The organism is Streptococcus australis ATCC 700641, assembly GCF_000186465.1.
In the GTDB taxonomy this organism is placed as follows: domain Bacteria; phylum Bacillota; class Bacilli; order Lactobacillales; family Streptococcaceae; genus Streptococcus; species Streptococcus australis.
This window is the reverse complement of sequence record NZ_GL636091.1, coordinates 337,494-351,335: the sequence shown is the minus strand read 5'-3', so window position 1 is coordinate 351,335 and position 13,842 is coordinate 337,494. Positions and strand designations below refer to the sequence as shown.

Genomic DNA, 13,842 nt, shown 5'->3' with positions numbered 1-13,842 from the left:
AGGAAATTGTCATGATACAATGGTGGCAAATTTTACTACTTACTTTGTACTCAGCTTATCAAATCTGTGATGAGTTGACGATTGTTTCATCAGCAGGATCACCAGTCTTTGCTGGTTTCATTACTGGACTTGTCATGGGAGATTTAAAGACAGGTCTCTTTATCGGAGCTTCTCTTCAATTGACAGTACTCGGTGTTGGTACTTTTGGTGGAGCTTCTCGTATTGACGCGACTTCTGGTGCCGTTCTTGCGACTGCCTTCTCAGTAGCACAAGGGATTGATGCAGAGCTTGCTATTGCTACAATCGCTGTGCCGGTAGCAACTTTGTTGACCTACTTTGATATTCTTGGTCGTATGACTACAACTTACTTCGCTCACCGTGTAGATGCTGCAATCGACCGCTTTGACTACAAAGGTATCGAACGCAACTACCTTCTTGGAGCGATTCCTTGGGCTCTTTCTCGAGCTCTCCCAGTTTTCTTCGCTCTTGCTTTTGGTGGAGCTTTCGTAGAAACTGTTGTTACAGGTCTTGCTAATGTACAATGGTTGGCAAACGGTCTGAAACTTGCGGGTCAAATGCTTCCAGGTCTTGGATTTGCGATCTTGCTTCGCTACCTTCCTGTTCGTCGTAACCTTCACTACTTAGCACTTGGCTTTGGCTTAACAGCAATGTTGACAGTGCTTTATAGCAATGTTCAAAGTGTTGGTAACGCCGTTTCAGCAATGCTTGGAACAGATGCTTTTGCAAAACTTCCAAAAGAACAAATGGTTGCCTTCACAAACAACTTCAAATCTGTATCTATGATTGGTATTGCCATTATCGGTATCTTCCTTGCAGTACAACACTTCAAAAACAGCCAACGTACAGTTGTAGCTGCTCCAGTAACTGAATCAGAAAGCGGGGAAATTGAAGATGACGAATTCTAATTACAAACTAACAAAAGAAGATTTTAAACAAATCAACAAACGTAGCCTCTTCACCTTCCAATTGGGTTGGAACTATGAGCGGATGCAGGCTTCTGGTTACCTTTATATGCTTTTACCTCAGTTGCGTAAAATGTATGGTGATGGCACTCCAGAATTGAAAGAAATGATGAAATTGCATACGCAATTCTTCAATACTTCACCATTCTTCCACACTATTATCACTGGTTTTGATTTGGCCTTGGAAGAAAAAGATGGTGTGAAATCGAAAGATGCGGTTAACGGGATCAAGACAGGTCTCATGGGACCATTTGCCCCTCTTGGAGACTCAATCTTTGGATCATTGGTACCAGCTATTATGGGTTCAATTGCAGCAACTTTGGCTGTTGCAGGAAACCCAGCCGGTATCTTATTGTGGATCGCTGTGGCAGTTGCTTATGACATTTTCCGTTGGAAACAATTGGAATTTGCCTATAAAGAAGGGGTTAACCTCATCAACAACATGCAAAGTACCTTGACAGCTTTGATCGATGCAGCTGCCGTTCTGGGTATCTTCATGGTTGGTGCCTTGATTGCCAGCATGATTGGTGTTGAAGTTTCTTGGACTCCACACATTGGGGACAAAGCGATTGAAATTCAAGATATGCTCAACCTTATCTTCCCACGTTTGGTACCAGCTATCATCACAGGTGTAATCTACTGGTTGCTTGGACGAAAGGGTATGAACTCTACAAAAGCTATCTTGCTCATCATCCTTGCAGCAATCGCATTCTCAGCATTTGGCCACTTCTTCTTTGGAATGGCATAATGGAGTAAGGTATGGCAAAACACCTAGTATTGGTCAGTCATGGTCGCTTCTGTGAAGAGCTCAAGGCCAGCACAGAAATGATTATGGGACCACAAGACAACATTCATGCCGTGGCCCTCTTGCCAGAGGAAGGTCCTGAGGAGTTTACAGCCAAGTTTGAAGCCTGTGTTGCAGACTTTGAGGACTACATCGTCTTTGCGGATCTTTTGGGAGGCACTCCTTGTAATACGGTTAGCCGTCTGATTCTTGAAGGGCGCGCCATTGACCTCTATGCAGGGATGAACTTGCCAATGGTAATTGAATTTATTAATAACAGCCTGGTCGGAGGAGAAGAAGCTTATCCAGCGCGTGCACAAGAAAGCATCGTGAAGGTTAATGATCTCTTATCCAACTTTGATGACGACGAGGATGAGTAAAATACGATAGCGAAAACCGCTTGAACATTCGGAATGGGGCTGGGACAATTGTCTCGGCCTCTTACCGCTTATAAGGCGGGTAGAAAAGAGGAGAAGCATGCTAGATTATACAAAAGAAGAACTGCTGGAACTGGGGGCTGAAATTACGACACGCGAAATTTACCAGCAACCGGAAGTTTGGAAAGAGACCTATCGTCTCTATCAAGAGAAAGCAAAAGAAATCCAAGAGTTTTTGGAGGCTATTGGGAAGCGTCATGGCTACATCAAGGTCATCTTGACAGGGGCAGGGACCTCAGCCTATGTGGGGGATACTTTGGTTCCGTATTTGCAGGAAGTGCACGATGAACGTCACTGGAATTTCCAATCCATTGCGACGACAGATATCGTGGCGCATCCACAAACCTATCTCAAAAAAGAAGTACCAACTGTCTTGGTTTCCTTTGCACGAAGTGGCAACTCCCCAGAAAGTGTCGCAACCGTGCAGCTGGCCCAAGACTTGGTCAATGAACTCTATCAAATCACCATTACCTGTGCGGAAGAAGGGAAGCTGGCTCAGCAGGCTCACGGAGATGAGCGCAATCTCTTGCTCTTACAGCCGAAAGAAACCAACGACGCCGGCTTTGCCATGACCTCCAGCTTTACCTCTATGCTCTTGACAGCCCTCTTGGTCTTTGATCCAAGTGAGGAAGCAATCAAGGCAAAACGAGTAGAAGAACTGATTCACCTGTCAGAACAGGTCTTGGAAAAAGATCGCGAGGTTAAGGAAGTTGTAGACTTAGACTTCGAACGCGTCATCTATCTGGGGGCAGGACCTTTCTTTGGGTTAGCTCATGAAGCTCAGCTCAAGATTTTGGAATTAACTGCAGGTAAAATCGCGACCATGTACGAGAGTCCTGTCGGCTTCCGTCACGGTCCGAAATCGCTCATCAATGATCAGACTCTGGTCCTGGTATTTGGCTCCATTGATCCTTATACGCGTCAGTATGATCTAGATTTGGTTGGAGAAGTAGCCGGAGATCAGATTGCCCGTCAGGTCGTCCTCTTGACGGACCAAGCTGCTGGGATTGAGCATGTACGAGAAGTTTTGGTAGCATCTTCAGCCGATTCACTAGATATCTACCGTGCCTTCCCTTACATTATCTACGGTCAATTGATTTCTCTCTTGACTTCGCTCAAGGTTCAAAATCGTCCAGACACGCCATCACCAACTGGTACCGTCAATCGGGTTGTACAAGGAGTGGTGATTCACCCTTTTCACTAGAATGAGTGATCTTGGAGGAGACAACTTGTGAAACACTATCAAAAATATCTATTTGGTCAACTGGACGGCCAAGACGTAGAAGCTTATCGCTTCGAAAATGACCTAGGTTATCAATTGTCTGTCATGACCTATGGGGCGACGATCTTAGAGTATGTGACACCAGACAAGCATGATCAATTCGCTAATATTGTATTGGGCTTTGACAATTTTGATGCCTATGTCGGCAATAGCCCCAAGTATGGAGCTAGCATTGGCCCAGTCGCGGGCCGGATTGCGGAGGCAAGTTTTGAGATCAATGGTCAAACCTATCACTTAGAAGCCAATAATGGTGCCAACTGCAACCACAGTGGACCGACTGGCTGGGACAGCGCCTTGTTTAGCGTGGAATCCGTGACAGACCAAGAAATCACCCTGTACACAGAGCGGGCGGATGGTATCGGTGGTTTCCCTGGAAATCTCAAGATCTGGGTGACCTATGGCTTGACGGAAGCAGGGGAGTTGGAAATCAGCTATCGAGTAGAAACGGACCAAGATACTCTAGTTAATCCGACCAACCACAGCTATTTCAACCTATCAGGAAACTTCACTCAGCCGATTAATGACCATGTCTTTCAGATCAACCATCAAGGGCTTTACCCTATCCATCCCGACGGTGTCCCTCTTCACACTGTGGACAAAGAAAGTCCGATCGTTCAGCATCTCTACCAAGCTATGCTCTTAGAGGATCTCTTTAAGGATTCTGATCCGCAAATCCGCCTGGTAGAAGGCTTGGACCATCCATTTGCTCTTCCAGAAGGGCATGAGAATGCAGGCTTCTTCTATCATCAGCCGTCTGGACGCTTTTTGACCTTCAAGTCAGAAGCTCCCGCCTTGGTGGTGTATTCTGCTAACTTTGTGGATGAAACGGTTTATCTGGAAGGAAAACCAATGGTTCAGCACAATGGTCTAGCCTTGGAATTCCAAACCGTACCAGATGCCATTCATAGCGACCAAGCTGAAAAGGTCATCTTGAGAGCGGGTCAAGTCTTCACCAGCAAGACTAGCTACCATGCCATCGCTAAGAAATAATGAGGACAGGGGAGTGGCCAAACAAGGATGTGAAAACCTTGCTTGGAACCTCCTCTTTTTTTGAAAAAAATTTTAAAAATGACTATAAGGAAACTTTAAGCTTCCCGTCGTATACTAATACCATCATCAAAGACCTCCTAACTTTGAATGATAAAACTCCTAAAACTTTTTCATAATAATCTCCCTATAAGAGCCACCAAAACCGGTGGCTTTTTTTCTATGTACCTTAGTGAGTCAAGTCAAATAGGGACGTAGACGAGCTTAGGTACATTGACGCAGTTCGAACGCTAGTGAGAACTACGATCCTTATTTCTTAGCAAATGTTAGCGAGTTTAGGTACGTTGACGCAGTTTGAGCGGAGCGAAAACTACGTTCTTATTCTTTACGAGTGTTAGCGAGTTTAGGTACGTTCCTTAAAAAGAAACAAGGTAGTTTAAGAGGGGAATCGATTCCCAACACCCGACAATCAATAATATGTGATAGATCAAATAGAATATGATTTTAAATCATCAGAGGCATCATTTTTTGCTATAATAGACTGTATGAGTAGAATTTTAGACAATGAAATCATGGGCGATGAAGAGGCCGTTGAACGGACGCTACGCCCGCAATATTTACATGAATATATTGGTCAAGATAAGGTTAAAGACCAGCTAAAAATCTTTATCGAGGCAGCCAAGCTTCGGGATGAGGCGCTGGATCATGTCCTTCTTTTTGGCCCTCCGGGACTAGGGAAGACTACGATGGCTTTTGTCATTGCCAATGAACTGGGCGTCAATCTAAAGCAGACTTCCGGTCCTGTCATTGAAAAGGCTGGTGATTTGGTAGCTATCCTCAATGATCTAGAGCCAGGCGATGTCCTTTTTATCGATGAGATCCACCGTCTTCCTATGTCAGTCGAAGAAGTACTATACAGCGCCATGGAAGATTTTTACATCGACATCATGATTGGTGCTGGCGAGACCAGCCGGAGTGTCCATCTGGATCTTCCTCCCTTTACCTTGATTGGTGCGACGACTCGAGCTGGGATGCTGTCCAATCCCTTGCGCGCTCGCTTTGGAATTACCGGTCATATGGAATACTACGAGCAAGATGATCTGACAGAGATTGTCGAGCGGACCGCCGAGATTTTTGAGATGGAGATTACCCACGAGGCTGCCGAGGAGCTTTCTCTTCGTAGTCGGGGGACTCCTCGGATTGCCAACCGTTTGCTGAAGCGGGTGCGTGATTTTGCCCAGATTATGGGCGATGGCTTGATTGACGATACCATTACCGACAAGGCCCTCTCTATGCTAGATGTGGACCATGAAGGACTGGACTATGTCGATCAAAAGATCCTGAGGACCATGATTGAGATGTACGGTGGCGGCCCGGTTGGCCTTGGGACTCTATCGGTCAATATTGCCGAAGAGCGAGAGACCGTAGAAGATATGTATGAGCCTTACTTGATTCAGAAAGGCTTTATCATGCGGACCCGGACAGGGCGCGTGGCGACCCGCAAGGCTTATGAACACCTGGGTTATTCCTACAATGGAGACTAGAAGAAGATGCTAACGGAAAAAGCGATAGTAGAGCAAATCCAAGCGGATCAAGAGATGATGACTGTCTTGGCCATTATTCGGGATCTCAACCTGGCAGACGCTTGGCTTGCAGCTGGTGCGGTGCGCAATTTCGTCTGGAACCAGCTCTCTGGCAGATCAGGATTTGACGCGTCGACAGATCTGGATCTGGTCTTTTATGACCCTACGATGAGCTATGAGGAGACTCTGCAGATCGAGCAGGAGTTAAAAAAGACCTATCCTCAGTACGCTTGGGAAGTGAAGAATCAAGTCTATATGCACCAGCATAGTCCGGGGACGGCTCCTTATCGCAGTGCTTGTGACGCGGTTTCTAAATACCCCGAGCAGTGTACAGCAATTGCAGTTCGCCTAAGGAAAGATGGTCAGCTAGAGCTCTTTCTCCCCTATGGGACAAGGGATATCGAAGATTTCATCGTTCAGCCGACTCCACATTTTTTAGCCAGTCCCGAGCGTTTGGCGGTTTATACAGAGCGTATGCGGAAGAAAGATTGGAAACGAAAATGGCTATCCCTTCAGATCATCCTGCCTGAATAAAAAAAGAAAGTCAGCCCACCTCAACGATGGACTGGCTTTTTTCGTCTTGCCTCAAAAATATAATTTTAGCAGATTATATTTTTCTTACATTCTGTTATAATAGAAAGGAGGTGCTGTCATGAAAAAAATCGTATTTGTGTGTTTAGGAAATATTTGTCGGAGCCCCATGGCGGAGTTTGTCATGAAGGATTTGACCAACCAGTATGAGATTGAAAGTCGTGCTACATCTAACTGGGAGCACGGGAACCCTATTCACCAAGGGACTCAAAAGATTTTTCGCAGTCATGGCGTGCCCTATGATGCATCTAAAACATCCCTTCAAATCAGTGACCAAGATTTTCGTACCTTTGATCTGATCTTAGGAATGGATGAGAACAATGTAGCTGACCTCAAACGAATGGCACCTCCTGGAACAGAGCACAAGATTCATCTCTTTGCAGGAGAAAGTGTTCCAGATCCATGGTACACAGGAGATTTCGAAGAGACCTATCGCCGTGTTCTAGCTGGTTGTCAAGAGTGGTTGGATCGATTAGAAGATTAGTTTCGGACTGGCTCCTGAAATGAGTAACCGGCTGAAGATAAAAAGAATGAACAGAGTATGGAAAAAATAAAAGAATTATTTGAGACCTATAAGGTCTATGTTACGAGAGAGAATATTGAACGATTGTCCTTGGGGATTATTGTTCTGTCTGCTTTGTGGGTATTTCTTTCCTCCATTCCTTTCGGAGGTGTATTGACCCTCGATAAGGGAGCTATTCGCTATGACGGAAGTGTCGTCCGAGGCAAGATGAATGGCCAAGGGACGGTGACTTTTGAGAATGGGGACACCTACAAGGGCAATTTTGTCAATGGGACCTTTAGTGGTTATGGAACCTTTACAGCCAAGGCTGGCTGGAAATATGAAGGTGAATTTGTCAATGGCCAACCAGAAGGCCAGGGAACCTTGACGACAGAACAAAATGTCGTTTATAAGGGAACGTTTAAACAAGGAATTTATCAAAATGCGAATTAAATGGTTTTCATTGGTACGGATAACGGGACTTCTTCTCGTTCTTCTCTACCATTTCTTTCAAAAAGTTTTTCCTGGTGGATTTATTGGAGTCGATATCTTCTTTACTTTCTCAGGATTTTTGATCACGGCTCTGCTGATCGATGAGTTTGCCCGTCATCAAAAGATTGATCTCAAGGGCTTCCTTAGACGACGCTTCTACCGGATTGTCCCTCCTTTAGTCTTTATGGTCTTGCTGGTCATGCCTTTTACCTTCTTGGTCAGACGAGACTTTATTGCTGGGATTGGGACGCAGATTGCAGCCGTTTTTGGCTTTGTGACCAACTTCTATGAGATGTTAAGTGGCGGAAGTTACGAAAGTCAGTTCATCCCTCGTCTTTTCATTCATACTTGGAGTTTGGCTCTTGAAGTTCATTACTACGTCCTCTGGGCGCTCTTGGCTTGGTTTTTGGGTAAAAAAGCTAAATCAGTTGGCCAATATAGAGGCTATATCTTCCTATCTTCGACAGGTATCTTTTTGGTGACCTTCCTGACCTTCTTTGTCGGAGCGCTGGTCACCAAGAATTTGTCCAATGTCTACTTTTCTAGTATCGCTCACGTCTTTCCTTTCTTTGTGGGGAGTGCTTTAGCGACAGTGACAGGGATTACAACGACCAGCCCAAATCTTACTCAATTAGTGAAGAAGCTATCTCTACAGAAGACGTTAGCGATTTTAGCGGGTGCTTTTCTAGTTTTATTGGTCTTGACCTTTATCCTTCCCTTTGATAGTGTTTGGACCTATTTATTTGGCTTTTTAGTAGCAACTCTTGCTGCATCTGTGATGATTGTGATGACGCGTGTCCTTCATGAAAAGACACCAGATCAGAAAGAACCAGCAGTGATTACCTTTATTGCAGATACAAGTTATGGGGTCTATCTCTTCCACTGGCCATTTTACATCATCTTTTCTCAATTAATGACCAATGGATGGGCTTCTCTATTAACAGCGCTTGTATCCTTTAGTCTTGCTGCCTTGAGTTTCTATATTATTGAACCAACCTTGGCTGGACGTGAACCGAAGATTTTTGGGATCTCGATGGATCTCAGAAGCTTCACGAAGCCACTCTTTTACAGCGCGATTCCCTTGACCTTGCTCATGTTTGGGATTGCACTCTTTGCGCCACGCGTCGGAGCCTTTGATGAAAACCTGATTACCGAAGGGCTTCGTCAATCCGACAGCAAGATGCAGATCACGCGTGCCCAAGTTGACAATGCTTCAGCGACTTCCTACAATGTATCAGATGGCGTGACCATGATCGGAGATTCTGTAAACCTCCGGGCATCAGATTATCTGAAACAAGTTCTGCCAGATATCCAACTAGATGCTTTGGTGAGTCGCAATCTGGACTCAGGCTTAAAGGTATATGAAACGGATATTGCCAATAGAGTCTTGCTCAAGAACGTGGTGATCGCACTTGGAACTAACTCTTCTAATAATTATCAAGAATTGTTGGATAAGTTTGTTCAAGAACTACCAAAAGGACATCGCTTAATCTTTGTGACCCCATATGATGGACGTGAAGCAAATGATAGCAAGAGCGTCACCGTTCAGACTCGAAAGTATGAGCTAGAGTTAGCTAAAAAATACGATTATGTCTATGTAGCGGACTGGCATCAAGTTGCTGTCGAAAATCCAGCTATCTGGGCTGGAACGGATAGTGTCCACTTTGGTTTAGAATCAGATGGCTCCATCGATGTTGGGGGAAATCTATATGCTAACGTCGTAAAAGAAGCAGTTGATCAAGCAAATCGGGGGCCAGTTAAGCCGTAAAAATTACTAAACGACTTAAGCAATTTTCACTTGAAGAAAATTGCTTTTTTTAGTAAAATCAAGAAAACGCTTACAAAAAATGCGTGAAAATATTTGTTTGTGAAATTGAAGTGCTTTCTCAAAAAAATTCTTCAATTTTTTCTTGAAAATACTCCTGTATAGAAGGAGAAGGAGGATTCATGATAAAAAGTTAAAAAAATCTTTGTGAAACTATTTACAAATTTTCTAAAATAGAGTACAATAATATTGTGAAAAAATTAACAAATCGAAATTTCTTACACTATTCTTGAAAGTTTCTGAAAATAGGAAAAAGTTCCGGAAAAGGATAAGGGTTTCAAACATTGGAGGAAAGCATCAAATGGCTGATAAAAAAACTCTCTCACCTGAAGAAAAGAAACTCGCTGCTGAAAAACATGTAGACGAGTTGGTGCAAAAAGCGCTCGTAGCGCTTGAAGAAATGCGCAAATTGGATCAGGAGCAAGTAGACTACATTGTGGCGAAAGCATCTGTAGCTGCTCTTGACGCTCATGGTGAGCTCGCTCTTCATGCCTATGAAGAAACTGGTCGTGGAGTCTTTGAAGACAAGGCGACTAAGAACTTGTTCGCTTGTGAGCACGTTGTAAACAACATGCGTCACACCAAGACAGTTGGTGTCATTCAAGAAGATGATGTCACTGGTTTGACCTTGATTGCTGAGCCAGTCGGAGTAGTCTGCGGGATTACCCCTACAACCAACCCAACTTCAACAGCAATCTTTAAAGCATTGATCTCCTTGAAGACACGGAACCCTATCGTCTTTGCTTTCCACCCATCAGCGCAAGAATCATCTGCTCATGCGGCACAAATCGTTCGCGATGCAGCGATTAAAGCAGGAGCTCCTGAAAACTGTGTGCAATGGATCACGCAACCATCTATGGAAGCAACCAGTGCCCTTATGAACCACGAAGGGATTGCGACTATCCTTGCAACAGGTGGTAACGCAATGGTGAAAGCGGCATACTCATGTGGGAAGCCAGCTCTTGGGGTAGGTGCCGGAAACGTTCCTGCCTATGTTGAAAAATCAGCTAACATCCGCCAAGCAGCACACGATATCGTTATGTCTAAATCATTTGACAATGGTATGGTCTGTGCATCTGAACAAGCGGTTATCATCGATAAAGAAATCTACGATGAGTTTGTTGAAGAATTCAAATCTTACCATACTTACTTTGTTAACAAAAAAGAAAAAGCCCTTCTTGAAGAGTTCTGCTTCGGCGTAAAAGCTAACAGCAAAAACTGTGCGGGTGCGAAATTGAATGCGGACATCGTTGGGAAGCCAGCAGCATGGATCGCTGAACAAGCTGGCTTCTCTGTACCAGAAGGAACCAATATCCTTGCGGCAGAATGTAAAGAAGTTGGCGAAAAAGAACCGTTGACTCGTGAAAAATTGTCACCAGTCATCGCTGTCTTGAAATCTGAAAGCCGTGAAGACGGAATTAACAAAGCTCGCCAAATGGTTGAATTCAACGGTCTTGGTCACTCAGCTGCCATCCATACAGCAGACGAAGAATTGACCAAAGAATTTGGTAAAGCAGTTAAAGCCATTCGTGTGATCTGCAACTCTCCTTCGACTTTCGGTGGTATCGGGGATGTTTACAATGCCTTCTTGCCATCATTGACACTTGGATGTGGTTCTTACGGACGCAACTCTGTTGGGGATAACGTTAGTGCCATCAACCTCTTGAATATCAAAAAAGTCGGACGCCGGAGAAATAACATGCAATGGATGAAACTTCCTTCAAAAACATACTTTGAACGTGATTCAATTGAATACCTACAAAAATGTCGTGACGTTGAACGTGTCATGATCGTTACAGACCACGCTATGGTAGAGCTTGGTTTCCTTGATCGTATCATCGAACAGCTTGATCTTCGTCGCAACAAGGTGGTTTACCAAATCTTTGCAGACGTAGAACCAGATCCAGATATCACAACTGTTGAACGTGGTACAGAGATCATGCGTGCCTTCAAACCAGATACTATCGTCGCTCTCGGCGGTGGATCTCCAATGGATGCGGCCAAAGTAATGTGGCTCTTCTACGAACAACCAGAAGTGGACTTCCGTGACCTTGTACAAAAATTCATGGATATCCGTAAACGTGCCTTCAAGTTCCCATTGCTTGGTAAGAAGACTAAATTTATCGCTATCCCAACAACATCTGGTACAGGATCTGAAGTAACACCATTTGCCGTTATCTCTGATAAAGCAAACAACCGTAAATACCCAATCGCAGACTACTCATTGACGCCAACCGTTGCCATCGTAGACCCTGCCTTGGTATTGACAGTTCCTGGATTTGTAGCTGCTGATACAGGTATGGATGTATTGACGCATGCGACTGAAGCTTATGTATCTCAAATGGCAAGTGATTACACTGACGGTCTTGCTCTTCAAGCCATCAAACTTGTCTTTGAAAACTTGGAAAGCTCAGTGAAGAACGCGGACTTCCATTCACGCGAAAAGATGCACAATGCGTCAACTATCGCAGGTATGGCCTTCGCCAATGCCTTCCTCGGTATTTCTCACTCAATGGCCCACAAGATTGGTGCACAATTCCACACGATTCACGGACGGACCAATGCGATCTTGCTTCCATACGTTATCCGTTACAACGGTACACGTCCGGCTAAGACAGCGACATGGCCTAAGTACAATTACTACCGTGCAGATGAGAAATATCAAGACATCGCTCGTATGCTAGGGCTTCCATGCTCTACACCAGAAGAAGCAGTAGAGGCTTATGCAAAAGCTGTTTACGAACTTGGTGAACGCGTAGGAATCCAAATGAACTTTAAAGCACAAGGAATTGATGAAAAAGAATGGAAGAAACATTCTCGAGAATTGGCCTTCCTTGCTTACGAAGATCAATGCTCACCAGCTAACCCACGTCTTCCAATGGTAGACCATATGCAAGAAATCATCGAAGATGCTTACTATGGTTACAAAGAACGTCCAGGACGTCGTAAGTAAGACGCTAGAGAACAACTGATGTTTATCAGCTATCCCTCGCTCAAAAGAGCGGGGGATTTTTCTTCATTTTAATGATAGAAATTTATTTTTATGATCTGAAAATTATCTTTTAAAAAAATCTAATAAATATGTTGCAAGCGCTTACTTTATTTGTTATAATATTCACAAAGTGAAACTACAATAAAATGGTTTGATAAAACCAACAAAAAAGGAGTCGCTTATGAAAGCAGCAACATATGTATCCGCAGGAAATCTTCAGTTGATTGATCAACCAAAACCAGTCATCAAGAAACCGACTGATGCGATTGTTCGTTTGGTCAAAACGACCATTTGTGGAACAGACCTCCATATTTTGGGAGGAGATGTTCCAGCTTGTAAAGAAGGGACCATCCTGGGTCACGAAGGAATTGGGATTGTCGAGGAAGTCGGCGATGCGGTTACGAACTTTAAGGTAGGAGACAAGGTTATCATCTCTTGCGTAACAGCTTGTAACACTTGCTACTACTGTAAACGTGGCTTGCCATCTCACTGTGAAGATGGCGGTTGGATCCTTGGTCACTTGATCAACGGTACCCAAGCAGAGTATGTCCATATCCCTCACGCAGACGGCAGTCTCTATCATGCACCTGCCTCTGTTGATGACGAAGCACTTGTTATGCTCTCAGATATTCTCCCAACTTCCTATGAAATTGGGGTGCTCCCATCTCACGTGAAACCAGGAGACAACGTTTGTATCGTTGGTGCAGGGCCAATCGGCTTAGCAGCTCTCTTAACCGTACAATTCTTCTCTCCAGCTACTATTATCATGGTAGACTTGTCAGAATCTCGTCTTGAAGCTTCTAAGAAGTTTGGGGCGACTCATACCATTTGTTCAAGTGATATTGATGAAATCAAGTCCTTTATCAATGAAGTGACCGATGGTCGTGGTGTCGACATCTCGATGGAATGTGTGGGCTATCCAGCAACCTTTGATGTCTGCCAAAATATTATCTCTGTCGGTGGTCATATTGCCAACGTCGGAGTGCATGGGAAACCAGTTAGCTTCAATCTTGATGACCTTTGGATCAAGAACATCACGCTCAACACTGGTTTGGTTAATGCCAATACAACCGAAATGCTTCTTAATGTCTTGAAATCTGGTAAGATTGATGCGACGAAGTTGGTGACCCACCACTTCAAACTTTCAGAAGCAGAAAAGGCATACGAAATCTTCAAACATGCTGGCGAAAACAATGCTCTGAAAGTCATTATTGATAACGACCTCAGCTAAGAAGGCTCAATCGTTTGATGCTGAAACAAAAAGGACAGGAACAGTTTCATGTTCCTGTCCTTTTTAACAGATGTAGTAGTTGTTCTTGTCACATCTATTTACTTGCCACTCCTAATAAAACGTACTATAATATGATTAGAAATATAACATAAA

At 44.1% G+C, this 13,842-nt stretch carries 12 protein-coding genes; all 12 read left to right on the top strand.

The genetic code is table 11. The annotated features are described in order from the left end of the window. The first annotated feature begins 11 nt into the window (after positions 1-11). The 12 genes from HMPREF9421_RS01820 (at position 12) to HMPREF9421_RS01760 (ending at position 13,689) form a co-directional block, all read left to right on the top strand. Positions 12-926, top strand: a complete 915-nt coding sequence (locus HMPREF9421_RS01820) for a PTS mannose/fructose/sorbose/N-acetylgalactosamine transporter subunit IIC (protein WP_006595286.1) — start codon at positions 12-14, stop codon at positions 924-926. Further along, positions 913-1,731 (top strand): PTS system mannose/fructose/sorbose family transporter subunit IID, encoded by an 819-nt coding sequence (locus tag HMPREF9421_RS01815; protein WP_006595285.1) that lies wholly within the window; start codon positions 913-915, stop codon positions 1,729-1,731. The genes HMPREF9421_RS01820 and HMPREF9421_RS01815 overlap by 14 nt, the downstream gene beginning before the upstream one ends. A gap of 11 nt (positions 1,732-1,742) precedes the next feature. Further along, entirely contained in the window at positions 1,743-2,147 is a 405-nt protein-coding gene (locus HMPREF9421_RS01810; protein WP_006595284.1) for a PTS sugar transporter subunit IIA, read from the top strand. 97 nt (positions 2,148-2,244) lie between these two features. After that, on the top strand, positions 2,245-3,408 hold the full coding sequence (locus HMPREF9421_RS01805; protein ID WP_006595283.1) for an SIS domain-containing protein: 1,164 nt from the start codon (positions 2,245-2,247) through the stop codon (positions 3,406-3,408). A gap of 27 nt (positions 3,409-3,435) precedes the next feature. Then, on the top strand, positions 3,436-4,476 hold the full coding sequence (locus HMPREF9421_RS01800) for an aldose epimerase family protein (RefSeq protein WP_006595282.1): 1,041 nt from the start codon (positions 3,436-3,438) through the stop codon (positions 4,474-4,476). A gap of 542 nt (positions 4,477-5,018) precedes the next feature. Then, the gene (gene ruvB / locus HMPREF9421_RS01790; RefSeq protein WP_006597050.1) at positions 5,019-6,017 is read left to right on the top strand and encodes a Holliday junction branch migration DNA helicase RuvB; all 999 of its coding nucleotides are present in this window, start codon (positions 5,019-5,021) and stop codon (positions 6,015-6,017) included. Positions 6,018-6,023: 6 nt separating this feature from the next. Beyond that, positions 6,024-6,590, top strand: coding sequence for a nucleotidyltransferase family protein (locus tag HMPREF9421_RS01785; protein ID WP_006595279.1), 567 nt, complete (start codon positions 6,024-6,026; stop codon positions 6,588-6,590). 118 nt (positions 6,591-6,708) lie between these two features. Next, positions 6,709-7,131, top strand: coding sequence for a low molecular weight protein-tyrosine-phosphatase (locus tag HMPREF9421_RS01780; protein WP_006595278.1), 423 nt, complete (start codon positions 6,709-6,711; stop codon positions 7,129-7,131). A 57-nt stretch (positions 7,132-7,188) separates the two neighbouring features. Then, a complete protein-coding gene (locus HMPREF9421_RS01775) occupies positions 7,189-7,602 on the top strand; it encodes an MORN repeat-containing protein (protein WP_006595277.1) in 414 nt (137 codons plus the stop codon). Beyond that, the gene (locus tag HMPREF9421_RS01770; RefSeq protein WP_006595276.1) at positions 7,592-9,409 is read left to right on the top strand and encodes an acyltransferase family protein; all 1,818 of its coding nucleotides are present in this window, start codon (positions 7,592-7,594) and stop codon (positions 9,407-9,409) included. Before HMPREF9421_RS01775 ends, HMPREF9421_RS01770 begins: the two co-directional genes overlap by 11 nt. A 358-nt stretch (positions 9,410-9,767) precedes the next feature. Further along, on the top strand, positions 9,768-12,419 hold the full coding sequence (gene adhE / locus HMPREF9421_RS01765; protein ID WP_006595275.1) for a bifunctional acetaldehyde-CoA/alcohol dehydrogenase: 2,652 nt from the start codon (positions 9,768-9,770) through the stop codon (positions 12,417-12,419). A 220-nt stretch (positions 12,420-12,639) separates the two neighbouring features. Further along, entirely contained in the window at positions 12,640-13,689 is a 1,050-nt protein-coding gene (locus HMPREF9421_RS01760) for a zinc-dependent alcohol dehydrogenase family protein (protein ID WP_006595274.1), read from the top strand. Positions 13,690-13,842 lie beyond the last annotated feature (153 nt).

Excerpts from the sequence above, each read along its gene's own strand:
- HMPREF9421_RS01820 (WP_006595286.1), top strand. The coding sequence starts at position 12 with ATGATACAATGGTGGCAAATTTTACTACTTACTTTGTACTCAGCTTAT.
- HMPREF9421_RS01815 (WP_006595285.1), top strand. The coding sequence starts at position 913 with ATGACGAATTCTAATTACAAACTAACAAAAGAAGATTTTAAACAAATC.
- HMPREF9421_RS01810 (WP_006595284.1), top strand. The coding sequence starts at position 1,743 with ATGGCAAAACACCTAGTATTGGTCAGTCATGGTCGCTTCTGTGAAGAG.
- HMPREF9421_RS01805 (WP_006595283.1), top strand. The coding sequence starts at position 2,245 with ATGCTAGATTATACAAAAGAAGAACTGCTGGAACTGGGGGCTGAAATT.
- ruvB (WP_006597050.1), top strand. The coding sequence starts at position 5,019 with ATGAGTAGAATTTTAGACAATGAAATCATGGGCGATGAAGAGGCCGTT.
- HMPREF9421_RS01785 (WP_006595279.1), top strand. The coding sequence starts at position 6,024 with ATGCTAACGGAAAAAGCGATAGTAGAGCAAATCCAAGCGGATCAAGAG.
- HMPREF9421_RS01780 (WP_006595278.1), top strand. The coding sequence starts at position 6,709 with ATGAAAAAAATCGTATTTGTGTGTTTAGGAAATATTTGTCGGAGCCCC.
- HMPREF9421_RS01775 (WP_006595277.1), top strand. The coding sequence starts at position 7,189 with ATGGAAAAAATAAAAGAATTATTTGAGACCTATAAGGTCTATGTTACG.
- HMPREF9421_RS01770 (WP_006595276.1), top strand. The coding sequence starts at position 7,592 with ATGCGAATTAAATGGTTTTCATTGGTACGGATAACGGGACTTCTTCTC.
- adhE (WP_006595275.1), top strand. The coding sequence starts at position 9,768 with ATGGCTGATAAAAAAACTCTCTCACCTGAAGAAAAGAAACTCGCTGCT.
- HMPREF9421_RS01760 (WP_006595274.1), top strand. The coding sequence starts at position 12,640 with ATGAAAGCAGCAACATATGTATCCGCAGGAAATCTTCAGTTGATTGAT.